General features: G+C 48.4%; 27 protein-coding genes and 1 other annotated feature. Of the genes, 12 read left to right on the top strand and 15 right to left on the bottom strand.

Annotated elements, in window-relative coordinates:
* Positions 1–135: 135 nt before the first annotated feature.
* Entirely contained in the window at positions 136–699 is a 564-nt protein-coding gene (gene hpf, locus ABIC15_RS03460) for a ribosome hibernation-promoting factor, HPF/YfiA family (protein WP_012371293.1), read from the bottom strand.
* Between the two features lie 283 nt (positions 700–982).
* The gene (locus ABIC15_RS03465) at positions 983–1183 is read right to left on the bottom strand and encodes a cold shock domain-containing protein (RefSeq protein WP_012371294.1); all 201 of its coding nucleotides are present in this window, start codon (positions 1181–1183) and stop codon (positions 983–985) included.
* A 250-nt stretch (positions 1184–1433) separates the two neighbouring features.
* On the opposite strand from ABIC15_RS03465, the gene ABIC15_RS03470 reads away from it, so the two are divergent.
* From ABIC15_RS03470 to ABIC15_RS03505, 8 genes are all read left to right on the top strand, one after another.
* On the top strand, positions 1434–1940 hold the full coding sequence (locus ABIC15_RS03470) for a competence protein ComK (protein ID WP_026827557.1): 507 nt from the start codon (positions 1434–1436) through the stop codon (positions 1938–1940).
* A gap of 94 nt (positions 1941–2034) precedes the next feature.
* Positions 2035–3951 (top strand): serine/threonine-protein kinase, encoded by a 1917-nt coding sequence (locus ABIC15_RS03475; protein ID WP_354019719.1) that lies wholly within the window; start codon positions 2035–2037, stop codon positions 3949–3951.
* Positions 3952–3960: 9 nt separating this feature from the next.
* Entirely contained in the window at positions 3961–4251 is a 291-nt protein-coding gene (locus ABIC15_RS03480) for an EscU/YscU/HrcU family type III secretion system export apparatus switch protein (RefSeq protein WP_012371297.1), read from the top strand.
* Positions 4248–4640, top strand: coding sequence for a flagellar export chaperone FliS (locus tag ABIC15_RS03485; protein ID WP_290827633.1), 393 nt, complete (start codon positions 4248–4250; stop codon positions 4638–4640). Before ABIC15_RS03480 ends, ABIC15_RS03485 begins: the two co-directional genes overlap by 4 nt.
* Positions 4640–5533, top strand: coding sequence for a flagellin N-terminal helical domain-containing protein (locus ABIC15_RS03490; RefSeq protein ID WP_354019720.1), 894 nt, complete (start codon positions 4640–4642; stop codon positions 5531–5533). Before ABIC15_RS03485 ends, ABIC15_RS03490 begins: the two co-directional genes overlap by 1 nt.
* A gap of 18 nt (positions 5534–5551) precedes the next feature.
* Positions 5552–5992: a YaaR family protein gene (locus ABIC15_RS03495; protein WP_114595095.1), complete on the top strand. Its 441-nt coding sequence runs from the start codon at positions 5552–5554 to the stop codon at positions 5990–5992.
* A gap of 23 nt (positions 5993–6015) precedes the next feature.
* Positions 6016–6684 (top strand): DUF2225 domain-containing protein, encoded by a 669-nt coding sequence (locus tag ABIC15_RS03500; RefSeq protein WP_214849558.1) that lies wholly within the window; start codon positions 6016–6018, stop codon positions 6682–6684.
* Positions 6685–6785: 101 nt separating this feature from the next.
* A complete protein-coding gene (locus ABIC15_RS03505) occupies positions 6786–8537 on the top strand; it encodes a diguanylate cyclase domain-containing protein (RefSeq protein WP_354019721.1) in 1752 nt (583 codons plus the stop codon).
* A 34-nt stretch (positions 8538–8571) separates the two neighbouring features.
* On the opposite strand, the gene ABIC15_RS03510 is transcribed toward ABIC15_RS03505, so the two are convergent.
* The 5 genes from ABIC15_RS03510 to ABIC15_RS03530 are packed head-to-tail and all read right to left on the bottom strand — an operon-like array spanning position 8572 to position 11449.
* Entirely contained in the window at positions 8572–8751 is a 180-nt protein-coding gene (locus tag ABIC15_RS03510; RefSeq protein WP_026827549.1) for a hypothetical protein, read from the bottom strand.
* A 27-nt stretch (positions 8752–8778) separates the two neighbouring features.
* Positions 8779–9132, bottom strand: coding sequence for a hypothetical protein (locus ABIC15_RS03515; RefSeq protein WP_354019722.1), 354 nt, complete (start codon positions 9130–9132; stop codon positions 8779–8781).
* Positions 9129–9500, bottom strand: a complete 372-nt coding sequence (fliS, locus tag ABIC15_RS03520) for a flagellar export chaperone FliS (protein ID WP_131502214.1) — start codon at positions 9498–9500, stop codon at positions 9129–9131. Before fliS ends, ABIC15_RS03515 begins: the two co-directional genes overlap by 4 nt.
* Before the next feature lie 12 nt (positions 9501–9512).
* On the bottom strand, positions 9513–11075 hold the full coding sequence (gene fliD, locus ABIC15_RS03525) for a flagellar filament capping protein FliD (protein WP_354019723.1): 1563 nt from the start codon (positions 11073–11075) through the stop codon (positions 9513–9515).
* A gap of 17 nt (positions 11076–11092) precedes the next feature.
* Positions 11093–11449 (bottom strand): flagellar protein FlaG, encoded by a 357-nt coding sequence (locus ABIC15_RS03530; RefSeq protein ID WP_014971207.1) that lies wholly within the window; start codon positions 11447–11449, stop codon positions 11093–11095.
* Positions 11450–11588: 139 nt separating this feature from the next.
* On the opposite strand from ABIC15_RS03530, the gene ABIC15_RS03535 reads away from it, so the two are divergent.
* Complete coding sequence (locus tag ABIC15_RS03535; RefSeq protein WP_354019724.1) at positions 11589–12419, top strand: endonuclease; 831 nt, start codon at positions 11589–11591, stop codon at positions 12417–12419.
* A gap of 394 nt (positions 12420–12813) precedes the next feature.
* Here the strand turns inward: ABIC15_RS03535 and hag are convergent, their stop codons facing one another.
* The 6 genes from hag to ABIC15_RS03565 all read right to left on the bottom strand — a co-directional run bounded on the left by hag (position 12814) and on the right by ABIC15_RS03565 (position 19530).
* On the bottom strand, positions 12814–13761 hold the full coding sequence (gene hag / locus ABIC15_RS03540) for a flagellin Hag (protein WP_354019725.1): 948 nt from the start codon (positions 13759–13761) through the stop codon (positions 12814–12816).
* Positions 13762–13984: 223 nt separating this feature from the next.
* Positions 13985–15268, bottom strand: a complete 1284-nt coding sequence (locus ABIC15_RS03545) for a methyl-accepting chemotaxis protein (protein WP_354019726.1) — start codon at positions 15266–15268, stop codon at positions 13985–13987.
* A gap of 194 nt (positions 15269–15462) precedes the next feature.
* Positions 15463–16977 (bottom strand): peptide ABC transporter substrate-binding protein, encoded by a 1515-nt coding sequence (locus ABIC15_RS03550; RefSeq protein WP_354019727.1) that lies wholly within the window; start codon positions 16975–16977, stop codon positions 15463–15465.
* Positions 16978–17073: 96 nt separating this feature from the next.
* Positions 17074–17309: a binding site (T-box leader), on the bottom strand.
* 62 nt (positions 17310–17371) lie between these two features.
* Complete coding sequence (locus ABIC15_RS03555; RefSeq protein WP_354019728.1) at positions 17372–17764, bottom strand: hypothetical protein; 393 nt, start codon at positions 17762–17764, stop codon at positions 17372–17374.
* A 364-nt stretch (positions 17765–18128) separates the two neighbouring features.
* The gene (locus tag ABIC15_RS03560) at positions 18129–18959 is read right to left on the bottom strand and encodes a GNAT family N-acetyltransferase (RefSeq protein WP_354019729.1); all 831 of its coding nucleotides are present in this window, start codon (positions 18957–18959) and stop codon (positions 18129–18131) included.
* Between the two features lie 88 nt (positions 18960–19047).
* Positions 19048–19530 (bottom strand): hypothetical protein, encoded by a 483-nt coding sequence (locus tag ABIC15_RS03565; protein ID WP_354019730.1) that lies wholly within the window; start codon positions 19528–19530, stop codon positions 19048–19050.
* Positions 19531–19667: 137 nt separating this feature from the next.
* On the opposite strand from ABIC15_RS03565, the gene ABIC15_RS03570 reads away from it, so the two are divergent.
* Positions 19668–20171 carry a hypothetical protein gene (locus ABIC15_RS03570; RefSeq protein WP_114595083.1) on the top strand — a complete coding sequence of 168 codons (504 nt, stop codon included), beginning with the start codon at positions 19668–19670 and terminating at the stop codon, positions 20169–20171.
* Positions 20172–20221: 50 nt separating this feature from the next.
* Here ABIC15_RS03570 and ABIC15_RS03575 read toward each other — a convergent pair whose 3' ends face one another.
* Together ABIC15_RS03575 and ABIC15_RS03580 are read right to left on the bottom strand one after the other, a co-directional pair.
* Positions 20222–21487, bottom strand: coding sequence for a HAMP domain-containing sensor histidine kinase (locus ABIC15_RS03575; protein WP_354019731.1), 1266 nt, complete (start codon positions 21485–21487; stop codon positions 20222–20224).
* Positions 21484–22143 (bottom strand): response regulator transcription factor, encoded by a 660-nt coding sequence (locus ABIC15_RS03580; RefSeq protein WP_354019732.1) that lies wholly within the window; start codon positions 22141–22143, stop codon positions 21484–21486. Before ABIC15_RS03580 ends, ABIC15_RS03575 begins: the two co-directional genes overlap by 4 nt.
* Before the next feature lie 129 nt (positions 22144–22272).
* Here ABIC15_RS03580 and ABIC15_RS03585 point away from each other — a divergent pair, with 129 nt between their 5' ends.
* Together ABIC15_RS03585 and ABIC15_RS03590 are read left to right on the top strand one after the other, a co-directional pair.
* Positions 22273–23406 carry a hypothetical protein gene (locus ABIC15_RS03585; RefSeq protein WP_354019733.1) on the top strand — a complete coding sequence of 378 codons (1134 nt, stop codon included), beginning with the start codon at positions 22273–22275 and terminating at the stop codon, positions 23404–23406.
* A gap of 431 nt (positions 23407–23837) precedes the next feature.
* On the top strand, positions 23838–26663 hold the full coding sequence (locus tag ABIC15_RS03590) for a sensor domain-containing protein (protein WP_354019734.1): 2826 nt from the start codon (positions 23838–23840) through the stop codon (positions 26661–26663).
* Positions 26664–26741: the final 78 nt, after the last annotated feature.

Genomic DNA, 26741 nt, shown 5'->3' on the forward strand with positions numbered 1-26741 from the left:
CGGTCAAATTTCAACAAGCGGAGCGACTTCGTCTTATGAAATACAACTTTAGTCTGAGACATGTTCTATTCACAAATAGTTTTTTATCATACCAAAAGAGGACTTACTCCGGAGAGTAAGTCCTCTGTAGATTCATTATTCTGGTTCAATCAAGCCGTAACGGCCATCTTTCCGACGGTAAACGACATTCGTGTTACCCGTTTCAGCGTCTGAGAAGACGAAGAACGTGTGACCGAGCATGTCCATTTGAAGAATTGCTTCTTCCGTATCCATCGGTTTGAGTGTGAAACGTTTTGTCCGAACAAGTTCGAGCTCCGCTTCATCCTCTTCGTAGACAGGTGCTTCTGCCTCCGGTCCTTCGAGCGTTTTGAAGTATTCTCCAATACCGCCGTCTTTGGCACGGCCTCTCCGGTTGATTTTCGTTTTATGTTTCCGGATTTGACGTTCGAGCTTATCGACGACGAGGTCGATTGCTGCGTACATGTCGCCATTGACATCCTCTGCCCGTAGCAAGAGGTTTGGCATTGGAATCGTCACTTCGACTTTTTGTTTCTCATTGTTGACTTTGAGATTGACATAAGCCGTTTGCGCTTCCGTAGGAGTTGTGAAATAACGAGTTAACTTTTCAAGCTTTTTCTCGACGTAGTCCTTGAGAGCATCTGTGACGTCCAAGTTTTCACCGCGAATGTTGTAGATCATGTAAACTCCTCCTTAAGTAACCGGTTGAACCTATGAATTCGTCATCGTTTCAGTCGTTTCCTTCTGAAGATTCAAAATTCTTTTGGTTCGTAATTATTATACCACGATAAGCCCTGCAAGGAAATGAAAACGGTGACATTCTGTTGAACATCTCCTGCTAAACCTAGCGTACTATAATAGTTGTTGCCTGTTGATATTAGCGTATATACCCTTAACAAATTGAGATGAAACAAAAAAACCGCTTTTAGGAGATTCCTAAAAACGGTGGTGGCTGCTAACAGAATTACAGTTTCGAGACGTTTGCCGCTTGCGGGCCACGATCGCCGTCGACGATTTCGAATTCTACTTCTTCGCCTTCTTCAAGTGATTTGTAGCCATCTGCTTGAATTGCCGAGAAGTGGACGAAGACGTCTTTTGCATCCGATGTCTCGATGAAGCCGTAACCTTTTTCAGCATTAAACCATTTTACTTTACCTTGTTCCATTCGAATTCACGTTCCCTTCGCAAACTGGATTGCGAGAGCAAGCTCTCTACCGAGTATACTATCAAAAGAAGCAATTATTGACAATTAAAAATTCTGATTAATTTGAATTAAATATTCAATTGAATTAAATTTCCTTATTTATTGCTCTATTTTTCAAAAAATTACATTGTCATTACAGGTGTAGTATTGTATTATATCGTTAGTAATTACCTATTTTATCCATTGTCCTATCTAAGGAGGATGTAGTCGAATGCGACCATTCCATAATGACGAAAAGTATCGAATCACGAAACGGACCGTTGCGATCTTACCGTGCTATGACATGATGAAACAATCCATCATCGTCTTAGAAGACGGATCAACGATCATGACGCCGCTTCGTCCGTATCAACTCCTGCAGCTCTCTTGCAGACAGTACAACAGTTCCATCGAGGAACGGATCGTCACCGCCAAACGTGTCGCTTCCGTGAAAGGAAAAGTCCCAGTCGTCATCGAACCGACACTCGGTCTCGTCTTTTTCCCTACCAAATCACCAAAACGTGATGATTGCGAGTGGTACGCCTGGAGCCACATGTCCGAAGTCATCGAGGAAGACGGACAGACCAAACTCAAAACTCGTAACGGCATGATCCTTCCCGTAAACGCCTCTCCTTACATCGTCCGCAACCAAATGAAAGCAACCGGCGAGCTGATGGCTCGTTACCAGCAATTGAACGCGATGACATTAGAGGACCGCTTTAATGCAATTAAATCGTAAAAAAAATGGGTTGGGCGATGATTTCGCTCAATCCTTTTTTGTTTGTGCCGATATATAATAAGATGAAGAATTTTTCAAGAAAGGAGGTTCATCGATGAACATCCAGATGAATCCAACGAGTCCGACCCGTTCCGCCCCCACGACCACCTTATCGGAGACCAAAACATACAGCGGGACCGTCCTCGAAAAAACGGGTCCGAACACGGCCCTCGTCCAGGTCGGCCGCGAAAAGGTCGAGATGACCTTCACCGGTGATGTTCCGGAAGGCACGTTTCAATTCCAGGTCAAAGGCCAGACGGCAGAAGGTTATCTGATTGAACAGGTAACGGAACAGACCGAGCCCGATGTCCCGGTAACCGGACCAACGAAACCGGATTCGTCTGGTGTCGATGCGACCTTACTCGACGATCTCCCGCCGGAATTAAAACAAGCCGTCGCCCGGTTGCTTGCGACCGGTCAACTGCCTCAGACGCCGGAAACGGTTGCCCGGCTCGTCGCTGCCCTGCAAGGGACGTATAAAGATTTAGTCTTACAACTCGTAATCCGTCCGTCCGACAGTGCGTTGCCGGCTGACGCCGACGTCCTGATTGCCCAGTTGCTCGGCTCAACCGATTCGTTGGTCCACGTCTTACCGGAGCGCCAGGCGGTCCTCGAGAAACCGACGCTCAGCAACGTCATTGCACTCGATGTTGCCCGTGCGACGCTTCCGACGCATCACGATATCGATCAAGCGACACCGGTCGCCCTCCGGCAGATTGCGGCGCATGTCCCAGCAGACGCCCGACCGGATCTCCTCGCCCAAATCGACCGCGGTGAACTACCAGAAGTCCGTGAACAGTTGCGGTCTTATTTCCCGAGTGAACGTCCGGTACTCTCGGAGCGACCAGCGCCAAGCAAACTCGAGCAATTGACGGCTGTCATTGCCCAAGCACAAGCAGCACCGGCGGAAAAAAACGTTCCGTCCGCTGCACCGATCCGGTCGAATTTGACGGTCATCGCTGAAGTGACACCCCGGCTTGCCGAAGTGACCAATGATTTCCGGCGTGAGCAACGAACAATCGTCTCGCAACTGCGGCAAATCGAACCGCTTGTCGAAGAACGCCCACTCCAGATGGCCCAGGTCATCGAAAGTACGGCAAATCGTCTGCGGCAAACATTCCAACAGACGGACGCGATGTTACATACGAGCATGCGTGATGAAAAACAACTTATTCAACTGTTATCGAAACTCGAACGGGGAACGGAACTCGCCCTGCTCGGACGCGGCGCGGAAGCCAAAGCCGTCGTCCAGGAGGTCCGCCTGATCCTGGAAGCATTCCGCTATGCTCCGGCAAACGTCCGGACCGCTTACTTACCGGAACTGAATCCAAGCTTACGTCCGGCTGTTGCCAACACGCAGCAAACGCCGGTTCCGTCACAAAGCCAGCCGGCTTCGACCGGACAACGACCGATTCCCTATGAGCCGGGACAAAACAGTCCGCGTGTCCTGCAGGAGACAGTCCAAAAAACACTCCAGTTGCAGACGGCGGAATTGAAACTCGCGACGCCGGCAGCGAACCCGGAAGCGGCAAAACTGCAAACGTTTCTGAATACGCAGCAACAGGTCAATAAACCGGATAACAACCAGCAGTTGCAGCAACTGTTGCTCGCCCTGCCCGTCCAACTCGTCGAAGGCACCGCCGGACTGCACGTCCACTTACAAAATAAACGACCGGATGAAGTCATCGACTGGGAAAACAATACGTTATATGTCCAGCTCGAGACACCACGACTCGGCGACATCGGCGTTCGTGTCGAGACCGTCAACCGGAAGATGCAGATTACGATTGAAAATGATTTTCCACTGCTCGAGCGTCTGGCAACACCGTTCCTCGAACGGACGACGGAAGCCCTGCAGGCGACCGGTTACCAGGACGTCCGGATCCGCTTCGATGCCTTTACGAAAGATCAGACAATACCGGAAACCGTCAAACCGGACGAGACACCGACCGGTTACGACTACCGGATTTAAGGAGGCCCTATGTACCAGAAAATTGATTTAAAACACCGGAAATCAGCGGCCGTCCTCCGGTACGATGAAGCGTCCGGTAATGCCCCGATCGTCGTCGCCCGGGCAACGGGTGCCGCAGCCGACCGGATTTTACAGGAAGCCCGTGCCAGCGGCGTCGCGATCGAACAGGATACGTCGTTGCTCGGTCATCTGCTCGACCTGGATCTCGGAACGGCGATCCCGCCGCAACTGTATGATGTAATGGCCGAATTGTTATTATTGATTGAAGAACTTGATCACGCGAAAGGACGGAACTCATGACCGAACAGGAACTGTATCAAATGACTCCCCAACAATTGACGGAGACGATGTTAAAAGGTCTCGTCTTTCAATATGAGCAGGCGATTCTCAATCGCGACGAGCACCGGTTCGATACCGTCAACGTCCGTCTGCAAAAAGCCTACCAATTGCTTGAAAAACTGCAGGCCGGTCTGAACGACGAAGGTGGCATCATCACGGCCCAGCTCGATCAACTTTATTACTACTTAGCGGAACAGACATTACAGGCTTACCTCGAGCCAATGCGTTTAAACGAAGTGTTACAACTGACGGAAGAATTGTTGGTCACCTGGCAAGCGGCCAGTCTGAAGAAAGACCGTCCCCTCGTCCGGGCGGCACACCATGAGCGTTACGAAGGGATGGACTATTAATGCGGATTTCAAACAATGTACAGGCTTTGAAAGCCTACCGAAACTTAAGTGCCAATCAGATGAACGTCAAGACGACGATGGATAAACTGTCGAGCGGTCAAAAGATCAACCGCGGTGCTGATGACGCGGCCGGTCTCGCAATTTCTGAAAAGATGCGGAACCGTCTTAAAGCGCTTGATAAAGCGGAACAAAACGTCCTCGACGGCATTTCGATGGTCCAGACGGTCGAAGGCGGACTAAGTGAAACACACAACCTGTTGCAACGGATGCGGGAGCTGGCCGTTCAAGCCGGTAATGGAACACTTGCGACGGAAGACCGGACGGCGATCCAGGAAGAAATCAACCAGTTGACGAATGAAGTCTCACGGATTGCCGAGACAACCCAGTTCAACGGTAAAAAACTATTGACAGGCGGCTTCAGTACAGAAGACAATGCTGTCTTCATTCAGACGAATGCCGGGGCGAACGAAGGCATTTCTTTAACGATTGATGATATGCGTGCGCGCAACATCGGAATCAGTACGACCGTCAAACCAAATGCCGACGCCCGGGCACTCGATTATCCAAGCGTCAACACAACACCGGAATACGCGCTCAGCGTCATGACGAGCAGCGACGCCGATGAAGCTATCAGCCGTTATACACAGGCCATCGATACGATTTCCCAGCAACGGGCAAAACTCGGAGCAATCCAAAACCGGTTCGAAGCAACATCGTCCGTCCTCAGTGTCAGTAAAGAAAACCTGACGGCGTCTGAGTCACGCATTCGTGATACCGATATGGCGCGTGAGATGATGGAGTACGCGAAGTATAATATCCTCAATCAGTCGGGTATGGCGATGATCGCCCAGGCAAACGCCTTACCGCAAGGCGTCTTACAACTACTCAACTAATCAAAGGAGGAATCCCCGATGGACATCCGGCGCATTCAAGAAACAAGCCGCCTGCAGACACCGAAGACCGGACCACGTGAGGTCGAAGCATCGACGACGTTTTCTGCCTTGATGCAGGATAAGCGTGAACATAAAGGCTACGAACGTCTACAACAAAAGTTGATGCTCGTCGAAGAGCACGGTCAGTTGCTGGCGGAAAGCCAGACAATCGAACACCTCGAAGCTTATAAAGAAAAAATTAAGGACTTCTTAAAAGATGCCCTCGATCAGTCACAACAACTCGAAGAAAAGCGTGGCTTCAATCGCCGTGGCCGAACGAAAATCTACAAGGTTGTCGAACAGGTCGATGCGAAGTTGCTGCAACTGACCGACAACGTCATTTCAGGCGAATCCCGTCGACTCGAGATTCTCGACCAGGTAGGTGAAATCAAAGGAATGCTCGTCAACGTTTTTGTCTAAATTCATCTTGAGGAGCACGTATCATGCCTGATCTTTATCTTAAAAAATGCCGTTGCCCCTACTGTCTCAAAGAAACGGAGACGAAACGTGTTCTGAGCCGCCATATTCGTGTCGAACACACCGATATGGATGGCTTCGTTCATTATCAGGGACCTAACGTCTATTTTTACGAACCCATCCAATGTAGCCACTGTCGTTTCATTTTCCATGAAGCGTTTGAAAAACTACGGCCTGATGTCCGAACGCTACTAGAAACGGACATCTTATCAATGCTTCCGGTCTTACCTTTCTCTGCAACAGAACGTTCTGTGAAACAGGTACTGTATCTATACAAACTATGTTTGTATATGGCACAAGTCACGTTACAAAAAGACAGCATCCAAGCGATGCTTGGTATTCGAATTTCCTGGATGTATCGGTTGCTGGAAGATTTGGAACAGGAACTTTCTTGGACGATGCGATCTGTCCAAAAATACGAAACCATCTACTTAGAGTATTCGGATGCGGTCCGAACGGGCATTCCTCACGATGTCTTACTTTTACGGATCAGTGATTTGTATGCGACGTTAGGCGATACAGATAACGCCAAACAATGGTACGGTCTCATTTTCCAAAGTAAAACGGTTTCCGATCGAATTAAAAAAGAAGCCCGCGAGCACTGGGAACTGTACCGCGAACAACATCCCATTTAATTTTCTCCCCTGTTTGTCTGCGATGTGTTGGACGAAACAGGGGTTTTCTTTTTGGTTGACGAAATCCATACATATAAGACATCGAGGAAGGAGGCGAACACATGACGAGACCTTACGCAACCAGTCTTTATTTACTTGTGACCTATCTGATTCTAGCATTGACGTTTGACCAGACGTGGACCCCTGCCATCGCCGGCAGCATTACCTTAATCGGCTTAAGTTTCTGTTCCTGGTCAGCGTTGGTTCATTTTTTAAGACGACCGAATCATCCGTACCGTAGAATCGGTCAGGCGATTGTGTTATTTTGGCTCGGAATTGTCATCAACTCTGTCTTAGCATCGTTACCCGACCGGTTCCACCCTATTTGGTCTGACGCCTTGGCAAATGTGACACTGACACTTTTCTTATTCTTGACCGCGATGACCTTGGCCCAACTAATCGATTGGTCCTCGTTCCGCCAACATCGGTTACTTTATCTTGACGGTTTTATTTTATTCGGCATGTCGTTCGTCTTCGGTTACGTGATGATTTTACAGGACGTGCCTGATTTTGCCCGAAATACCGTCGAACTGATCGCGATGACCATCTATTCGCTCTGTTTCATGGCACTGATTTTGTTTTCTCTGATCCTCTACACGACGGGGCTAAGCGATACAGTACGTCACCTGACGCTCATCCAGGCCATTGCCCTGTTTTGTGTGGCGAACTTCGGTTACTACACGTTTTTGATTCGTGACCAGCTTGATCTTGCCGCTTTTTTCTTACCGCTTTATCCACTCAGCTTGTTCGGACTCATCCGTTACTTCCGCTGCGTCCCGGTATCGACGACACGAAAGTATACGTTGTCCCGTCCGTATTTACCGTACGTCAGCCTGATGCTGTTGCTCGTCTGGATTTCCTTTTTCCAAGTTCCGCTTCTCGTTTACGTCTTGTCAATCGCCTTATTGTTTTCGTTGTTTTTAATTCGTCAGTACTTTTCAGAACGGCTAAACCGGCGTTTATTAGAAGAATACGAAGTCATCCAGCTTGATCTCGCGCAGCAGGTCAAGGAACAGACATCCCTCCTCGAACTGCGGAAAGAAGAGTACCGGCGATTGTTTCTCGATCATCCAGAACCGATTCTTCAAGTCAACCGGACGGGGACTCTCCAAACGATGAATCCGCCGGCCTTGCAGCATTTCGGTCAGCAACTCCCGGAATACCTGTCGTCACAACTCCGTCGAGAAGTCGGGCGCCTGGAGATAAGCCGGAAGCTGTTGTTGCATGAAGGAACCAAAACATACGATACGACGCTGATTCCCGTCCCCGATCACGAATATGTCTACGTCCTGCTGTCGGATATCACTGAAACGCTCGAACAGCAACAGTGGCTCGAAGAACTTGGCTATCATGACGCCTTAACGCGGTTACCGAACCGCCGTTATTTCGAAGACTTCCTGCAGGACCGATTGACGCAGATTGAAGACGGTTCGTTGCTGTTCATTGATCTCGACGGGTTCAAACAAGTCAACGATCGGTACGGACATGACGCCGGCGATTATGTCCTACAGGAGACGGCGAACCGGCTCCTGCTTCATCTCCGGGAACATGAAGTTGCGGCCCGGCTCGGCGGAGACGAGTTCATCGTCTTCTTACCGCGTTCGAAAGCAGAGACGATTCGCTATACGGAAAACTTGATTGATCAACTCAACCAACCGTTCTGGTTTCAGGGAACGGCGATGTCGATCACACCGTCGATCGGGATTGCCCGTTATCCGGAAGACGGTGCAACGACGAGCCTCCTGTTGATTCAGGCCGACGAAGCGATGTACAGTGTCAAACAGCACGAAAAAAATGCATACCGTTTTACATGAAAGAGGACCTCCCACGGTGGAAGGTCCTCTTTCGTTACAACGACTCGCGTCGATATTTTTCTTCTTCATACGCATCCGGTAAATCGGAAATCGGCCGTTCGGCCTCTTCCCACGATTCCGACTCGACATCCGGTTCGATGAACTGATCGTACGAGCCGTCGGAACGGTAAAATGGTTTGACGACCTTTCGTTTCTTGTCTTCACGTTTTGGCACGCGAGATCCCTCCCTACGTCTAGAAAGTTACTGACGAGAATCAAAATACGGTGAAAAACTACCTTCGACTTCTTCGTACGGATCGATATACGATTTCCGACTTGTTTTCGTCTGACGCAATTGATTGATTTGTACCCCTAATTTAGCGGTTTCTGACGATAATTTCAAGTCGATTTTTTGACTTTCTGCAACTAGCTCTTGAATGACGGCTTGATTGGCGCCGGCCAGTAAGTTCGAATGAGCGGCGATGAACGCTTCCCGCTCATTCAATAAGTTTTGAATCTTCACTAGCCACTCGTCGTAGACGTCTTCCTCCGGCGTTTGCTCCAGCAACTCCATCAGATGTTTCGTCTTCAGACGGAGCGGGTCAAGCGGACTCATCGTTGACGCGCGAGCTTCATCGCTTCTTTCCAGGTCTCACGGAACTCTTCCGCAAAACCGATCACTTCGTCGATTGCCACAACATCATTTTTGACATTGGCGTCAATCAGACGACCTTGCATGTAGTCGTATAAATTATTTAAATCTTTTGATAAGGCAATTGACTGGTTGAGTGTCAGCTGAAGTTCGAGGATAATTGCCTGCGCTTTTTGAATGTTCGTGTTTTTTTGTTCAATCAGACCCTGTTCAATCGACCGTTTTGCAAGCATCGAAAATTTAATCAGTCCTTCATACAGCATTAACGTTAAATCTTGGGGTAGTGCGGTTGTAACAGAATTCGTTTGGTACGTTGCATAGGGGTTGGCCATCTGAAGTCCTCCTTATTGTCCTAAGTATGAAGCGAGTGTCGCCGACTGGCTGTTCGCCTGGTTCATCGCCTGTTCCATTGCAGCAAAGCGACGATAGTAGGCATTCTCTTTTGTTTTTAACTTATCTTCCCAGGTCAGCATACTCTTATCGAGATCAGCCAGTGATTTTCCGAGACGATACGTTGTCGAAACCGCGCCGTCTAGTCCTGCGACCTTCGAGATTTTATCGCGCATCGTTGTGGCGAATCCTTGAATTTGCCGGACGAATCCATCGAGTCCACCTAGATTTGGTGTAACTGAGCCATCAGGATTCTTAACAGGTTCCGGAGCATCAGCTGTAAACAGTTTATAGACACCTTCCGGCTGTTCTTCGAGCATCTTCTTTAGTTTCGTTTCATCAATTTTGAGCTTTCCACCATCACGGAAGTCACTTGTTGAAGTGATTCCAATTTGCGACATGTAGTTCAATTGAATCGTATCAGTTCCCGACGTATACGAATATCCTGTATCAATCTTTGCAGAGATTGCACTCCGGAACGACGTCATCCCATCACGAAGAAAACTGTCATTTTTCAATACACCGCTCATCGCTTTCTCTTCCCATTTCTTGACTTCGTCTTCACTTAACTCTTTGCGCTGCGCATCCGTCAATGGTTGGAAATCACGGTATTTTTCTTCACGAACTTTTTTATTCATCTTATCAATCAAGTCATTATACTTATCAACAAACTTCTTAATGGAATCAAAGTTTGCTTGTGTGTCGAGTTTTGTATTGATGGTTGTCGCGGTTGTCGACGTTCCGTTCAATGTAATCGTCAGACCGTTTTGCGTGAAGGTATTGGTCCGCTGCTCAAGCTCTTGTCCACCAATCGTATACTTGGCATTTTTGCCATCTTGTCCAACACCATCAATTTGAGAATTTACTTTTTCTGTACCTAAATTCGCATCGATAATTGTGATATCGGCTCCACTTGGATTCAGTTTTCCGGTACTTGTTTTGGTTAAGACCAACTTACCCGTAATGTCGTTATAGACAGCACTCATGCCGAGACTCGATTTACCATTAATGGCTGTTGTTAAATCAGACAGCTTTTGTGTCGAATCCAACGAAATCGTTTCACTAATTGCTGTTCCATCAGCAGAAAAGCTGTTGATTTGAATATTAACTTTCCCATCTGTCACATTAAACATGCCACTCGCAGCAAGTGTGGTATCGGATGAATTCCCTACTGTTGTCGTCATCGTTACAGAAGCTGCTGACGCTAACTGGCCAATTTTATCAATCGTTACACTGCCAGCTGTTGCGGCCGGGCTTGCGGTAACCGAGACCTTTGATGCGTCCGAACTGGTTGCCGTTTTTGCGATATAGTTTTTAGACAACAGCATATCGCTCGCTGCTGTTCGTAAATCGAGCAAGCCACGATTCATTTCGCGGTAAGCATCCCGTTGCCATGTTAAGGTTTGTTTCTTTTGTGACAGACGATCTACTGGTGCACGTTCTGCCTGCATTAATTGCTTAATCATCGTTTCTGTATCAATCCCACTTGCGAGACCACTAAGACGTATCCCTGCCATCCAATCAGTCCTTTCTCTTAAATCCGCTTATCGATTAATTGATTAAATTCCATAAAGGCTGCAAAAAAATCGAGTTCCTTTTTACTCGGAATTTCTTGAACGACATGGTTATTCGTATCAACGACTTGAATATAAAATTCATTGAGCTTTTCATGTTTGACGAACTTTAAACCAGTTCGTTGTGCTTCAAGCTGAACATTCGCTTTCTCAATGGCCGTTTCGAGCTTTGTGATATGTTGTGGCGTCGGCAAGATGACGATGCCGTCCTGTGCCAAATCTTCTTGATTCGCTTCGACGAAGACGTTTCGTGTCGCTTCGTAAGGTAACACATTTTCAGGCAGATGAAGCCGGATTTCCGTATTGATGGAATTCATGGACAAACACTCCTTTTTCTTCTCTATGTATTATATCGGTTTGGACTATTCTTTTTATTAGTTTTATTTTAAAGTTTAGAAAATCGGGAATAAAAGAACATATGTTCTTTTATCGAAAGGAGTTTCCTTAATATGTTGATTGATACATTATCATAAAGCTCAACAATCTGTTTTACTGGCCAGTATTTTAGCAGATGGTGAAATCACAAAATGTTATCCAAAGTCCCGACGAAAAAATAACAGTTACCGGGAGCACTTTGGTGAGACACAACGGTTTTATCGGGAATGGAAGCAAAAGCAACTTCCCGATATCTTATACATTCGGCAAAGCAACCTTGTCTCTAAATCATTGCCAATAATGACCGAACTGTATCACTATTTTTATCAAAATCATAAAAAGATAATTCCATTTGAACTGCTCTCGCGTTGTGCACATCCGTTATTTCTATTAATACTCTATTTAGATGACGGTTCACTTATGATTTCTAAACGCACGAACCACGCCAATCAGTTGTATGTCACACCTTCCATCGCACTTTATCTACAGTCGTTTTCAAAAGAAGAGCTGATTCCTTTTTGTAATTGGTTAAATCAGACATTCCATCTCAACTTTCGTCTATCACAAACATCCAACGGTTGCGGTTATTTCTTGAAAACGACTCGTGTCACAGATACGCTCACATTTTTGGAGCAAGTTGCACCATATACAGCGGACTTGCCAAAGTTTGCTTACAAGTTAGACTGGGAAGCTCGTCTCATGCAACTTCAGCATGGACATCCACAGTATCAAGTACTTCCATCAAACCCTTCAAGACCATATACATTAGAAGAGTGCACTACTATTTTAGAACTCAAAACAAGTGGATGGACGACACAAGCCATTGCTGAAAAACTCAACCGGACATACTGGTCCGTCACTTATAAGTTTGGACAACTAAAAAAGGCCATGGAACAAGTCCATGACCTTTAAGTAAGCTATACGACCAATTACGATTAACGGAGTAATTGGAGAACGCCTTGCGGCTGTTGGTTCGCTTGCTACGCGCATTAACTTTCGCTAATGATAAGACTATATCTTCATCCTAGGTATACTAGGAGCTGGGCGCTTCCCCCGCCGTTTACGGAGTACGGATTTCATAACCATCGGAAGTCTCCATTAGGTCGTCTATCCTAGTCGTTGAACCTTCACCAAGGTTTCCCTACAGGTGCTTGGCTGCTGATTGTCCAATCCTTGACGTTTTTCAGAACGGTCACGCTCGCCGTTTCCAGCCACGTTGTCGTACATCAAGGCTCTAAAGGAGTTCCAGCAATTCACCCAGTCATGCTCTGACCAGTTACCCGATCAGACGCCCGGTGGAATCAAATTACCGAAGGAGTTGAAGAACGCCCTGGGGTGTTTGATTCGATTGAGCCAACATTGCTTGTGCAGCTTGTCCAAGAATCGAGTTCTTCGTTTGGTTCATCATTTCTTTCGCCATATCAACGTCACGGATACGTGATTCCGCAGCTGTTAGGTTTTCAGAAGATGTTTTGAGGTTGTTGATTGTGTGCTCGAGACGGTTTTGGTTTGCACCGAGCTTCGAACGTTCAGCAGAAACACTATCGATTGCTGTCTGGATTCTAGTCACAGCAGAACCAGCAGTAGCTGAGGTAGAGAGATCTAATGCCATTTCGGCTGGTGTATTATTTGTTCCATCCGTTACCGTATTAGCTGCCGTAAATCCTGCACCAGTTCCTGTAATGCCAAGTGCTGCCGCACGCATATCAGTAAACTCTAGCGTCATCGTTTGGTTTTCGTTCGCACCAATTTGTGAAGTGAAAGATGATTTGGCTGGAACTGCGGCAACAGCTGGAGGTCCAGGTGCTGCGACAACTGCTGCAGTAACAGTACCTGCAGTTGCATTCAACAGTTTTTGACCATTGAACTCAGCCGTGTTACCGATACGGTTGATTTCACTTGTTAATTGGTTAACTTCTTTTTGAATTTCTCCACGATCTGAAGTTGTGTTTGTATCGTTACCAGCTTGGACAGCCAGTTCACGCATCCGTTGAAGGATATCGTGCGTTTCGTTCAAAGCACCCTCAGCCGTTTGGATCATTGAAATTGAATCCTGTGCGTTACGTCCAGCTTGGTCGAGACCACGGACTTGCCCACGCATTTTTTCAGAAATCGCAAGACCTGCTGCATCATCGCCTGCTTTGTTAATACGAAGACCTGAAGCCAATTTCTCCATTGATTTCCCTTGAGCTGCAGTTGCGCTCGAAAGTTTGTTGTGTGTGTTAAGTGCTGTAATGTTGTGATTGATAATCATTTTAAGTTTCCCTCCATAGGAATAAATTTTTTGTCTCTTTGAAGATCCTTCTTCTCCGAGATGCGCCCCCTGGCCGGCCCAAGAGTAGCGCGGTGGTTGTAGTCGATGACTGCTTCCACTCTATATATCGTCGCCGTACCGAAATGTTTAACAGTTTCTCTCAAAAAAAATAAAAAAGTTCAAACAAAAATCGCAGACGCTACTTCCGTCCACGATTTCTGATTTACAGACGCGTCGCGCCTGTCTCTTCCTGTAGTTGTTCCGCGACTGCAACCAACTCTTCCATCGCGCCGTTGACCTCACCAAGTGAAGCCGCTTGATGGCTTGATGCCTGCAAGACCTGCTCCGCGTGTTTCGATGCTTCTTCGACCATCGCGAGGATATTCGCCGTCGTTAAACCAACCTGATCGATTTCCTTATCGGACTTGATAACCAATTGATCGACCGACTGAACACGGGAATAGACACTTTCCGTCGACTGGTGAATCTCTTCAAACGACGAACCGGCTTGTTCGACGAGTCCGACACCAGTCGCCACTTCTTTTTGGACGTCCGTCATCGCGTTCGCTGTATCATTGACGAGACGTTTAACACCGGAAATCAAATCGGTGATTTCTTTTGCCGACGTTGCGGTCTGTTCGGCGAGTTTCTTAACTTCCGCTGCAACAACGGCAAATCCACGCCCGGCGTCACCGGCCCGTGCTGCTTCAATCGAGGCGTTGAGACTGAGTAAGTTCGTCTGGGCCGAGATGTCACTGATAACATCGGTAATCCTCGAAATTTCACCTGTCATGCCGGTCAGTCGACTGTTCAATGTCGCTGATTGTTCCATCTTACTTGAAATCATATGCATCGCTTCGACAGAATCTGTCGCCAGCGTCTTCCCGTTCTCCGCTTCCGTCTGCATGACGGTCGCCGATTTCAACGCTTCGTTCATCTCTTTTGCCACTTCATCCATCGTCCGTTTGACGGCGCCGAGCGCGTCCATCGACAGATAAGCTTGATCGACGTTTTCATTCATCTTCGTTGACAATTCTGCCATCGCTGAACGGATGCTTTCGCCCGATGCATTGCCTTCTTGGACAGCCGCCGCAATCTCTTGCGCTGACGCGGTCAATTTGTCACTTGAACTGCCCATCTGCGTTGCCTGTTTGCGGATATGTAAGACCATGACTTCGAGTTCATGCATCAACTGATCAACTTCGTCGCCGCGTTTCGCTTCTTCAAAATCAACGTTAAAGTTACCGTTTGCGACTTCACGCGCTGTTTCCGTCGCCTTTTCAATCGCTTTGATTGGTTGACGGAGAATCAATTGGATCAATGCCGAACCGATGACGGATAAAACTAACCCAATCCCGGCGCCTAACCAAATCGACGGTCCGTCAGCGACATTAAGTCCCCGGTTTAAGAACAACGTCAACTGTGTTGAAATCCCACCCGTAATGACTGAAATCGCCAAGACCCAGACAAACAACCGCATCTTTAAATTTTTCCGTAGCTTACTCATCTTCGAAACTCCCTTTCCTGTTTCAAATCTCATCACCTTCTTTATCGGTCACTTCTGAGAACGCTTTAATAGGATTGACCTGATTTTACAGTTCTTCCTTCTCGTGCTTTTGTCACAAATGCAACTACGCAAAAAATACCCAAGCAACACTTCTATAGAAAGAAGGTTACTTGAGTATCTGCAAGGTGAATTCGTTACTTACGGTCAATCTCGACATATTTATACGAGATATCTGTTCCAACATTGTGACGGGTCAGGTTTTTGACTTCCGTATTTTGAAGGAAGGCATTTTTCCGTTGATAAACCGGTGAAATCGCTTGATCGTCAAGCAACATCGTTTCTGCTTTGCTTAACAGTTCTAAACGTTTATCTTGATCAAGTTCGTTTTCCGCCTGTTTCAAGAGACCATCGTACTTCTTGATCGAGTAGTCCATCATGTTAAACGGATTCCCTGTCATGAAGAGGTTCAAGTACGTTGTTGCATCTTGATAATCTGGAGCCCAGCTCGCGAGTGACAAGTCGTAATCCCCTCGTCCTTCACGCGCCAACCGTTCTTTTTTCGGCAGTGACAACAGTTTAACGTCGACGTTTTGTTGTTTCAGTGAACCTTGGATGTACTCACCGATTTTCTTCGAGACATCGTCGTCTTCAATGATCATCGTCAGCTCAAGGTTTTGACCAGCCAAGACTTGTTTCGCTTGTGCCGCGTCAAACGACGCTTCGATTTGACGGGTCTTGTCGTATTTCGGATCAAGATCTTGCGGGACGATGTAATCAGCCGGCAATGAACCGTTTCCGAGTAAGGTTTCCGTCAGTGCTTTTTTATCGTAGGCCGCATCAATCGCCTGACGTGTCTTCTGATCTTTCAGTGCATCTGTTTTTTGATTCATCCGGATGAAGAACATTCGCGAATCGCTGAACGTGTTGTACTCTTTTTTGTTTTTGTACGTGACGACGTTTTCTGAGTTGAGTGGTGCAACGTCGAGTTCGCCTGTTTCAAACAAGTTGATCGCGAGCATCGGATCCTTGATGATTTTGACATCAACTTCGTCGATCTTGACGTTTTTCCGGTCGGCATAATCGGCATTTTTCGCAAGCGTATAACCTTGCTCCGCCTGATATTTCTTGAACGTAAACGGTCCGTTGTAGACGTTTGTTTCCGGGTCCGTTCCGAACTTGTCGCCTTGCGCTTTGACGATGTCTTCCCGGACCGGCATGTATGTGCCAAACGTCGTCATGCTGAGGAAGTATGGTGTTGGGCGTTTGAGTTCAATTTGTAACGTCTGATCGTCGATGACCTTTGTTTCTTTAACCGGCTCAAGCAGGTACGCGAACGGTGAATTCGTTTCGATGACGCGCTCGTAGGCATAACGGAAGTTTTCCGCTGTGACCGGTTTGCCGTCAGACCATTTAGCGTTTTTGTCCAACTTAAACGTATAGACTTTGCCATCTTCCGACACGCTGTGCGACTTCGCTGCTGCCGGGACCAGTTCATTGTTTGCATCAAAGCGGTAGAGTCCTTCATAAATCTGGTTAAAGATATTTGATGTGATGGCGTCTGCCGGGTCGACCGACAAGAGGTCATAACTTTCCATCGTGTGCAGGACTTTCTTGTCATTCTTATTTGGTGTTGCTTGTTCTGTATCCGTTGTGGAGCATCCTGCGAGCAGGAACGCCGTACTTGCCGCCGCAATCAATGTCTTTTTCATAAATAATTCCTCCTAAAGATAATGTGCGTTGGATGATTCGGCGTTCCTTGACGTAAACAAAAAAGACGCCCTCTATGCCACAGCAAAAGCTGATGCATAGAGGACGCCTGTATCCGCGCGGTGCCACCTCTAGTTGAGATTAAAAATCTCCTCTTGTCGCTGGTCCAACAACCAGCTAGCCCGGTAACGGGGGCAACCGTCCTGTCTACTGAATCGTTCAACAGGCTCTCAGCGGTCCATTCCCTAATCAGCTTACCGCGTCAGGCTCTCACCTTTCCTGACTCGCTTTGTCGGCAGTGTTGACGGTACTTACTCCGCGTCGTTGATTTGTTTGATATGGCTTAACTTGTTGTTTACTTTACACGGCTTGTTTTCTCCTGTCAACGAAAAAAACTTAGAACGGATGGTCTTCTTTGCGTTCCTGTTCTTTCCGGACCGGACGCGGACGGATCGGTTCGACGCGTTCCACATGTGTCCGCGTAAGAATCCGACTTCCGAATGCCGCATCCAGTAAGATCGTGATTGCTGCCGCCATATGCAACAGCATCCCGACGACCGGAATGACACCGACTGTCGACGCGACAATTCCGACGATGTTCCCTTTTGACACTCGACCCGCTCGTGCCGTCAAGACGACGACCACGATGTGAAACGCGAGCATTAACCAAAGGGCATTGTAACCTGAGAAAATGACAATCGAACCACCTAAAAACGGAATCCCGAGCACCGCTTCCATTCCACCTGATACCCACTTCAACGTCCGTAATGAATCCTGTCGACCGTTCATGACGTCGCCTCCTCTTTTTTTCCATATGTGTAGTATACGACAAAACCGAGAGAAGGTTTCAGTTTTCCTTTAGATTATGAACTTGTTTTTTTATTTCATCTTTTCACTGTACCTGAACAAATTTTCCATGTAAAAATTTCCGTTGTCCGGGCGCGACTCCTACGGGAAAAGGAAGGGCTTGTCCCTTCCGTCAGGAACAGGCAAGACCCGGTCGTCCGAAGAGGACGATCGCGGCTTGCGTTCCGCCCGAGGAAAGCGCGCCAACGGACGAGCGGAAACTTTTAACATGAGAAGATCTGGGGTCTCATTTTTTAATACGATTCCATAAAAAAAAGCCCACTCGCGTGGACTTTCTGCAAAACAATTACAAGCCAAGTACGTGGAATTGGTAACCACGTCCGACAACGAACCCAGCCTCTTTATAGAGATCAAGTGCCCGGGCATTATCCGTCTCAACATCAAGTTCAAGCTGCGTCCGACCTGTGCGGAACATCGCCTGGACCATCAGCTTCAGCATCTTCTTACCGTATCCGTTGCCCTGTGCTTCCGGACGAACGGCAAAGGCATGAATGCTCGCCTGCGTGTCAGACGCGAGATACGCCCGAATGACACCGACCGGTTTGCCGTTTGCGACACCGATATACGTGACTCGATCGTCTGACTCGATCGCCTGATAGATCGATTCTGCTTCATCCGCCGTGTTGCCAAATGATGAACCAAGTGTCTCAACGATGAACGGACGATCGTCCGCTGTTGCTTCCCGCAGTTCGAAATCCGGGTCCGCTTTTAAGAACAATTGCGCTTTTTTCAGAACCATATTGTATTCCGTCATCCGGTACTCGGCACCGAGCTGACCCAGGACGGCTTGTCCCGACTTGCTTTCATCATCAATGACGAACGTAAACGCTTCGACGCCTTGCGGACGAGCTGCTTCTTTTGCCGCTTCAACGAGTTGCGTGAAGACACCCTGTTTCCGGTAATCCGGATCGACGAAGACATTGATTTCCCACTCCGTCGGTAAGTAGGCAAATGCCTGAAGATAACCGATTAATTTCGTATCGTCATAAATCGCGAAGTCATTTTGTCCGACCCAATCCGCAGCGACTTTCAATTCAATGCCGTCGTGATCGTTGACACATTTCTCAAGTTGTAAGACTTCTGTTGTTTGTTTAACTTCTGTTACTGTCCATTCCATTTCACTTCACCTCAACCTTTACTATATCGGACCATCAAAAGAAGCACTAGCAAAAGCTAGTGCTCCTTGCAGTTTCCTCGCAGTTTCCTCATTTTAATTTGAATGTCTTCATCATCGCCGGAACGTCGCGTGTGATCAGGTCGGCAATCTTTTGCTTTCCGGCTGCACCTTTGACAGCTTCCGTCGGTTGCACATAATAGTATGTTTTATTGCCTTTTGTGCCGAGATAAGTTCCAAACCCGACCTGCTTCTCAAATTGTTTTTTCGTTAATTTTTTCGGTTCAAAGTTCAAGTTGACGAGCATTTGATCTTTGCCCTTTACTTTATAGTAGAGCGAAAACGTCCCGCTGCGTGTCACGGTGCCGTATTTCGTCTTGACGGTTTTGTTTTTGACGACATCGACCTCATCCTGCTTGATTGCTGTCTGCAAGGCGGTCGTCGCCTTGACGGAATAGCCGAAGTCCTTGTTTTGAATCGTACCTGTTTTGTACGTTACGTTACTTGCGCCGAAAGCTGTCACCGGAATTAGACATGCTCCGATTAATACCCCTGTCATTGCTACTCGTTTCATGCTAACTCCCCCTTAACTCTTCGATAGTAGAGGAATTCCCTTTTGCGAAATAGGTAAACTCTATTCTTGAAAAAGATTTGACGGAATTGTCTAAATTTCTTACGATAGAACTAACGAAACGAAATGGGGTTAAACTGATGGCTGAACAAGAACTATTAACGCAAGAACAGCTCGATAATCTGCTGAAGAATTCGTTTGCGATGCAGGTACCAATCCTCGAGAAGTTCATGAAAGATACACATGACCGCTATGCACTTGCAACGACATCGTTCAAACGCGACATGGATACGATGAAAGAATCAGAGTGGCACCAGTTCTTCGCCGGTAAATTGTTACCGCACTTCTTCCTCGAGCATCTTGGTTTCGGGGCGTCGTTCCGCTTTAACGGACACGACAAGGAAGTCGATCTTCCGGAAAACGTTGTCCCGGTTCGGAATGATGCCGATGATCAAATCGCAAAAGTCGTCCTCGGCGTTGAAAAAGCGATGAAGGATATGCACATCAAAAATCATAGTCTGGTCGCGAAATTCTACCAGGAGACACTTGAGCTCGCCTGTCAGATGGGCAGCCGCGTCGGGATGAGCGATGAGTTCTATACGCTCGTCAAACCGAGTCTCGTTCAAGCCAACGATTCTGAATAACCAACAGGTCCCGCTCTTCACTCAGGTGAATGACGGGACCTTTTTTCGTTTTATTTGAACCGGATATAAAAGCAGGCCCCGCCGAGCACACTGTCCCGGACACCGTATGTTAAGCCGTGACTGTCGAGAATCAACCGGCTGATCGCAAGACCAAGACCATGCCCGGAACCGCCGGTCTGTTTGACATACAAATCCCAGATTGTTGACCGGTCGTTTTCTGCGACACCCTTTCCGGCATCTTCGACCGTCAACTCAGTGGCCGTCAGCCGGACCAACACGTCGCTTCCGACCGGTGCCGCGACTTGAGCGTTCACCAGGAAGTTGACGAGAACCCGTTCAAACATCCGCCGATCCAGCGAAAGCCGAACTGGTACTGTCTCGACCGTCAAACGGAGACCGTCTTTTTGGAACGTCGATTGTAACCGTTCCGCTGTTTCCTCAACTAATTGATCGAGTACCACTTCTGTCCGGTCCAATGGCATCATCCCGCCGGCCAGTTTCGAATAAACTAACGTCTCGTCAATCAACAGCCCGAGCCGATCTGTTTCTTCGATGATACTGGTTGTGACGTCCGGCAGTTCGTCGACTGGAATCACTCCGGCCGCCAGAGCTTCCGTCTCGTTGCGGATGATGGCGAGCGGCGTCCGCAAATCGTGGGTGATTCCGGCAATAAACGATTTCTGCAAGGCTTCTTTTTGGATCAGCTGTTCCTGCATCTCGTCGACGGCATGAATCAAATCACCGACTTCGTCGTTAGGCCGGACCGGCAACGCGACGTCCTTTCGACCGTCCCCAATCTGTTTGGCGACCGTCCGCAATTCCATGATCGGCCGGATGAATTGCCGTCCCATGTAATAGGCCAGCCCGGTTGCCAGCAGTAAGGCGGCAAGTAACGCCACACCGATTGCCAGATAGACGCCGTCGAGGGCACTGCTTGCGAGCGGTGCTTCGCGAATCGTCGTGATGACCGTATCGCCGCTCGTCAACTGATAGGTCAACAGCCGGTTCCCCTGGACTTCGATGATGTCTTTTTGTTTGAGATCGTCAAGAATCGGCAGTTCGATGACTTGCCGTCCCCGTCCCCCGATTCGTTCCGTCACCCCGTCACGCGTGATAAACCCTTGGATTTCCCGCGGTACCGGACGATTTTCCGCCAGTGCTTCCTCGATGATATTTGCTTCCCGCATCAACTGACTGTAACGTTCATCTTCCGCAAACCGGTTGACGAGGAACGCCGTCAGACTGAAACTGAGTATACCCATAATCAATAACGGCGCAATGACAGCCAGCAAAAACTTTCGCATCAACTTACTCATTCGATTGCCTCCAACCGGTAGCCGACCCGGTGGACCGTCTTCAACTGTTGTTTAATCGTCGGCATCTTATCCCGCAACTGTTTGACATGTGTATCGACCGTCCGCGTATCGCCTCCGAACGTATAGCCCCAGACTTCATCGAGAATTTGATCGCGCGTCAGTGCTTCGCCCATGTGCTCAAAGAAATAGACCAACAGTTCGAATTCCATCTTCGCGAGACTGACGGTGTCCGGTCCACTTTGGACACGGCGCGCCTTCTCATCAATCGTCACGTCCCCTAACTGCCGACCGACCGGCAACCGTTGCTTCAATGCCCGCTCGAGCCGGATGATCAATTCCTTGAGGACAACCGGTTTAACGAGATAGTCATCTGCTCCCAGTTCCAGTCCGAACACCCGGTCGTCCGCTTCCCCGCGTGACGTCAGCATGAAGACGACAGGCGCCGGGACGGTCGCTTTGATGCCCGGGACAAGCGACCAGCCGTCCCCGTCCGGCAGGCGGACATCAACGAGGGCAGCGTCAAACGATGTTCTTGCAAGTTTTGTTTTAGCCTCCGCAAGCGACGCCGCGATTGTGACCGTATAGCCGTGATGACGCAGGAACCGTTCCGTCACCTGTGCCAGCTTCAGTTCATCTTCTATCACTAAAATGTTCATCTTCATCCCTCCACTTGTAGTGTACCGTCTTTTTTGAACGGTTGACGTTTCTTTGCGATTTCCTTGCAACTTCCTCACAACTTCGCAGTCGTGTCCCGCTAACATAAAGGGTGAAAGGAGTGATCACCCATGCAATTCAAAAAACAATGGATCACCGCACTGACAATCAGCGCCTTAACAGTAGGAGGCGCGTCTGCTTATGCTGCAACCAATGACGACAGCTCAACAGAAACGAAATCAGAACGTCCGCATTTCGAAGGGATGAAACGACTCGATTTTACATTACTGCTCAAAAAATTGAATCTGACGGAAAAGCAGGTCGATGCGGCCCGTGAAAAAGGTTTATCGATCGCAGATCTGGCCAAACAAAAAGGAATTTCGTTCAGTGACTATAAAAAGGCGGAACTCGCCGCCGCAAAAGAACAGCTCGCTTCACTCGTCAAATCAGGTAACTTAACGAAGTCGCAGGCAGCGGATATGTTAAAACATCATACAGAACGTTTTAGCGGGGTTTCGAGTTATGCTGATTTAAAAGAACAGATGCCAAAAGGACATCGCGGTGACAAAGGCGGCTTCTTCAACGAATCGTTGATTGCCGACGTCTTGAAGGCACTCGGTCTGAGCCAAGATACATTCGATGCAGCCAACCAATCGCTCGCTGCTTATGCGAAAGCCCAGTCCATCAAGTTCGCAGATTACAAAAAAGCATTGCTTGCGGCGCAGACGACACAGCTCGATCAATTCGTCAAAGACGGGAAGATGGCGAAAAAACAGGCGACCGAGATCAAAGCCCGCCTGACAGAAGAGTTCTCGGATGCCAACAGTTACGATGACTTACCGGACCGCGGTCAACATGGACCAGGCGAACACGGTGGACCCGGTCATGACGTCTTCGGTGATACAACGTCCGCTATCTTGAAACGGCTGAATCTCGATGCGACGAAGTTCAAGGCAGCGAACCAACCGTTACCGGAATTTGCGGAAGCGAACAACATCTCCTTCGCTGCTTTTGAGAAGGCTGTCCTTGCCGAACAAACGAAAGCAATCGATGCGAAAGTCAAAAGCGGTGCCATCACGAAAAAACAAGCGACGGCGATCAAGAAACGGATGCAGGAACGGGCCGATGAAGTCTCAAGCTATGACGACTTACAGCAAGGACCGCGCGGACATGGACCGGGACGCCATCATGGCATGAACGATTCCGACCGACCGGATCAGGCTGATCCCAATGCCAGCGAGACTTCTGTTGATCTTGCCATCTAATATGTAAAGCACGGACAAACTCCAGCATATGCCATTCAACAGGCATCGGCGGGGTTTGTCTTTTTGTCTTTCTGTACGTTTCCTTCATTGATGATTTTTTATATTTTTTTGCCCGATCGAATGATTCGGGTACGTCTGCTTTCGAAGCTCGACTTCTACGGGAAAAGGAAGCTTTGCTTCCGACAGGAACAAGGAAGACCCGGTCGACGGTCACGACGACCGCGGCTTCCGTTCCGCCCGAGAAAAGCGAGCGAAAGAAAGCAGACTTCCCGTCCCACCCTCTTCTTTTCCATTCCACTTCCTCCCATTCTCCAAAAAATGATTCGCTTTTTTTGAAAAAAAAGTCTATTCTTCGAACTTTGATTGCAATTGATCTTCGTTTACTCCGATACTAAGAGTGAGAGAAAAAATTCGAGTGAGGAGATTTGTCTATGACTTTTTTCGACGCGATGCAACGGCTGAGCCGTTCATCTACATCCCCTCTGCTGATTGGCGGGTTAGAACTGTCACGACCAGAACGTGTGGAACCTTTTTTTCAGCAAAGTACAGATGCTGTCTTTTTCTTTAATCATCTTGGTGAAATCATCTATTTCAACGAACAACTTCCACGGATGCTCGGTTATTCGAAGGAAACTTTATATAATCATTTCGCCGTCTTTAATCCACCGGAACAGCATGCGTCCGTCACGGCGTTTTTCGAGCGGGCCCTGGCCGGTGAGACGGTCCACTATACGGCACAAGGTCTGCATGCCGATCAACACCGGCTGACGCTCAAAATCACGAACATGCCGATTGAACAGGATGGTCATGTCGTCGGGGTGTACGGGATCGCACGTGACATCACACGCGAAAAACAGTTGGAGGATGATGTCGTCCATATCCGGTCGCAACTGGAACTGACAGAACAGATTCCGGAACTGGTCGTCTTTCACTACGATCCAACGAGCCGGACGATCGAGTATTCACCTTCGTTAATCAAGTACTTAGGCATCGAGTCCAATCCGGTGCAACCCTTTACGAATGAACAGTTACATCAACGTATCCATCCGCGTGATTTTGATCCGCTCCGCTTTCAGATGATCCGCCTGCTTGATGGAGAAATCGATACGTTCGAACAGGAAGTATCCGTCCTGAATGCCGACTACGAATATCAACTGTTACGCCTGAAGGCATTACGACGCGACGGTCCGACCGGATTGATTTCTCTGATTCTTTATGATTTGTCAGAAGTCAGCGAAGCGCGCCGTGAACTGGCACGCGAACGGGAACAGACGCGTGAAATCTATGAAGCACTCGAAGCCGCTATTTCACAAATCGACTTATCAACCGGACGCCTGTTGTTTCATTCCAAAGGATTTTTCCAGATTTTCGAAGAGTTGCCGCACGATCTGATCCTCAGTCAGGACTGGCTGTTCGAGCGACTCGATCCGCGTGACGTACCGGCGATGAAACGATTCATCCGCCGGCTGACGTCCGGAAAGCCGAGTACGATCCAGTATCGTCTGCTGTTCCCGGATGGGCGTATGAAATGGATTGAGGACCAACAAATTCCAGTCTTCCAGCTGGACGGTTCGATTGCCTACACGAACAGCATCATGCACGACATTACGCTTCAAAAAGAGTACGAGGAACGCTTGCAACAGCTGGCGATGTATGACTCGGTCACCGGTCTGCCGAACCGTCTTTCGTTGACGGAGACAATCCGTGACTGGATGCAGGCGAACACGGCATTTTCGATTCTGTCGATTTCGTTTAACCGGATTTCGGATATCAACAATGCGTTTGGTCATGCTTCCGGTGACCAGTGGATTCAGGCGACAAGTGCACTCCTCAACACCTCAAAACCGGAGGGTGTCTTTTTCGGACACCTCGGAGGCGACGAATATGCAATCCTCGTTCCGTCGAGCCTCAAGGACGATGTCACGTCGTATGCGGAAACGTTATTGTCTTTATCCGTCGAACCGATTTTAATTGATCCGTACGCCTTATTCACCCGCGTTTCGATCGGCATCAGCCGTTTTCCGGACGACAGCAGCGATCCGGTCGAATTGATGAAACATTCGTATACGGCGCTCCGGCGGTCACGACGTGAAAATCAGAGTACCGTCCATCATTATGCGTCCAATCTCGATATCGATTATTACCGCCGTTACCGGCTCGAACAGGATTTACACTATGCGATTGAACGGAAGCAACTGTTTCTTGAGTACCAACCGAAAGTCGACAGCTGGACGGGGAAAATCATCGGTCTCGAAGCGTTAATCCGCTGGCAACACCCGGAATGGGGACGGATTCCGCCCAATGATTTCATCCCGCTCGCCGAGGAAAGTGCCCTGCATATCGCAATCGGCGACTGGGTCGTCGAGACAGCGTGCCAGGCGATGCTTGACTGGTCCAGTGCCGGTGCCGATCTTGTCCCGGTATCTGTCAACGTCTCGCCGAAACGGTTTTTGATTCCCGGGTTCGAACACCAGATTGAACAGATACTGGCTGCGTATCAATTGCCGGCCGGGCTGCTGGAACTGGAAATCACCGAAGCGGCATTGATCATGGATGATCCGAACATCAGCCGGACGCTGGAACATGTCAGCCGGCTCGGCGTCCGGATTGCGCTCGATGATTTCGGAAAAGGCTATTCATCAATGGTCTACCTGCAACGGTACCCGATTGATGTCGTCAAGATCGATCGCCAGTTTGCGGTCCATATCGCCGAGGATAAGAAAGCCCAAGCCATCGTTAAAAGTATTCTCTACATGGCGAAGGAGTTTAATCTTGCCGTCATCGCGGAAGGGATTGAAACGATTCAACAGCTCGAGACGTTCCGGTCGCTTGAATGTCCGAACATCCAAGGGTATTTATTCAGCCGACCGGTGTCCGCGGCCGTCATGGAAAGTTTTCTGATCCGGGAAGTCTTGTATCCGATCGAAGCCTGTTCGCTTGCCTCGGATAATGTCCCGAGCTTTACGGTCCAAGGCAAAATTAAGATGCTACAACATCAAAATCAGACATTCGACTTTAGTTTTTCCGAGATTCAAGCCCACCGGACGAGTACACGTCACCTCTACTTTACGACCGATACTCCCTTACCTCTGCAAACCGCGACGTTTGAAGTCCGGTTGTCGGAAGGTCTGCAGCTGGTCTCCTGCACCCTGACTGTCACTGCTTTTGAGGACGGACAATATGCCGGACGCTATACGACGACGCAGGAAGCGGAACTGGTCTTACGGTTTTTCCAGACATTACGCTACAACGGGTGAAATAAGCACTAAGGTCGTTCTCGCGTGCCTTAGTGCTTTTTTGTTATAGTAATGAAAAGTGTATGTAAAAGGAGGGGT

Origin of the sequence: Exiguobacterium sp. PvP048, from assembly GCF_040549175.1 — a bacterium.
GTDB classification, from domain to species: Bacteria; Bacillota; Bacilli; order Exiguobacteriales; family Exiguobacteriaceae; genus Exiguobacterium_A; species Exiguobacterium_A artemiae.

What these genes read in the sequence shown, in the direction of transcription:
- hpf (WP_012371293.1), bottom strand. Translation starts at nt 699, where the DNA reads ATGATCTACAACATTCGCGGTGAAAACTTGGACGTCACAGATGCTCTC.
- ABIC15_RS03465 (WP_012371294.1), bottom strand. Translation starts at nt 1,183, where the DNA reads ATGGAACAAGGTAAAGTAAAATGGTTTAATGCTGAAAAAGGTTACGGC.
- ABIC15_RS03470 (WP_026827557.1), top strand. Translation starts at nt 1,434, where the DNA reads ATGCGACCATTCCATAATGACGAAAAGTATCGAATCACGAAACGGACC.
- ABIC15_RS03475 (WP_354019719.1), top strand. Translation starts at nt 2,035, where the DNA reads ATGAACATCCAGATGAATCCAACGAGTCCGACCCGTTCCGCCCCCACG.
- ABIC15_RS03480 (WP_012371297.1), top strand. Translation starts at nt 3,961, where the DNA reads ATGTACCAGAAAATTGATTTAAAACACCGGAAATCAGCGGCCGTCCTC.
- ABIC15_RS03485 (WP_290827633.1), top strand. Translation starts at nt 4,248, where the DNA reads ATGACCGAACAGGAACTGTATCAAATGACTCCCCAACAATTGACGGAG.
- ABIC15_RS03490 (WP_354019720.1), top strand. Translation starts at nt 4,640, where the DNA reads ATGCGGATTTCAAACAATGTACAGGCTTTGAAAGCCTACCGAAACTTA.
- ABIC15_RS03495 (WP_114595095.1), top strand. Translation starts at nt 5,552, where the DNA reads ATGGACATCCGGCGCATTCAAGAAACAAGCCGCCTGCAGACACCGAAG.
- ABIC15_RS03500 (WP_214849558.1), top strand. Translation starts at nt 6,016, where the DNA reads ATGCCTGATCTTTATCTTAAAAAATGCCGTTGCCCCTACTGTCTCAAA.
- ABIC15_RS03505 (WP_354019721.1), top strand. Translation starts at nt 6,786, where the DNA reads ATGACGAGACCTTACGCAACCAGTCTTTATTTACTTGTGACCTATCTG.
- ABIC15_RS03515 (WP_354019722.1), bottom strand. Translation starts at nt 9,132, where the DNA reads ATGAGTCCGCTTGACCCGCTCCGTCTGAAGACGAAACATCTGATGGAG.
- fliS (WP_131502214.1), bottom strand. Translation starts at nt 9,500, where the DNA reads ATGGCCAACCCCTATGCAACGTACCAAACGAATTCTGTTACAACCGCA.
- fliD (WP_354019723.1), bottom strand. Translation starts at nt 11,075, where the DNA reads ATGGCAGGGATACGTCTTAGTGGTCTCGCAAGTGGGATTGATACAGAA.
- ABIC15_RS03530 (WP_014971207.1), bottom strand. Translation starts at nt 11,449, where the DNA reads ATGAATTCCATCAATACGGAAATCCGGCTTCATCTGCCTGAAAATGTG.
- hag (WP_354019725.1), bottom strand. Translation starts at nt 13,761, where the DNA reads ATGATTATCAATCACAACATTACAGCACTTAACACACACAACAAACTT.
- ABIC15_RS03545 (WP_354019726.1), bottom strand. Translation starts at nt 15,268, where the DNA reads ATGAGTAAGCTACGGAAAAATTTAAAGATGCGGTTGTTTGTCTGGGTC.
- ABIC15_RS03550 (WP_354019727.1), bottom strand. Translation starts at nt 16,977, where the DNA reads ATGAAAAAGACATTGATTGCGGCGGCAAGTACGGCGTTCCTGCTCGCA.
- ABIC15_RS03555 (WP_354019728.1), bottom strand. Translation starts at nt 17,764, where the DNA reads ATGAACGGTCGACAGGATTCATTACGGACGTTGAAGTGGGTATCAGGT.
- ABIC15_RS03560 (WP_354019729.1), bottom strand. Translation starts at nt 18,959, where the DNA reads ATGGAATGGACAGTAACAGAAGTTAAACAAACAACAGAAGTCTTACAA.
- ABIC15_RS03565 (WP_354019730.1), bottom strand. Translation starts at nt 19,530, where the DNA reads ATGAAACGAGTAGCAATGACAGGGGTATTAATCGGAGCATGTCTAATT.
- ABIC15_RS03570 (WP_114595083.1), top strand. Translation starts at nt 19,668, where the DNA reads ATGGCTGAACAAGAACTATTAACGCAAGAACAGCTCGATAATCTGCTG.
- ABIC15_RS03575 (WP_354019731.1), bottom strand. Translation starts at nt 21,487, where the DNA reads ATGAGTAAGTTGATGCGAAAGTTTTTGCTGGCTGTCATTGCGCCGTTA.
- ABIC15_RS03580 (WP_354019732.1), bottom strand. Translation starts at nt 22,143, where the DNA reads ATGAACATTTTAGTGATAGAAGATGAACTGAAGCTGGCACAGGTGACG.
- ABIC15_RS03585 (WP_354019733.1), top strand. Translation starts at nt 22,273, where the DNA reads ATGCAATTCAAAAAACAATGGATCACCGCACTGACAATCAGCGCCTTA.
- ABIC15_RS03590 (WP_354019734.1), top strand. Translation starts at nt 23,838, where the DNA reads ATGACTTTTTTCGACGCGATGCAACGGCTGAGCCGTTCATCTACATCC.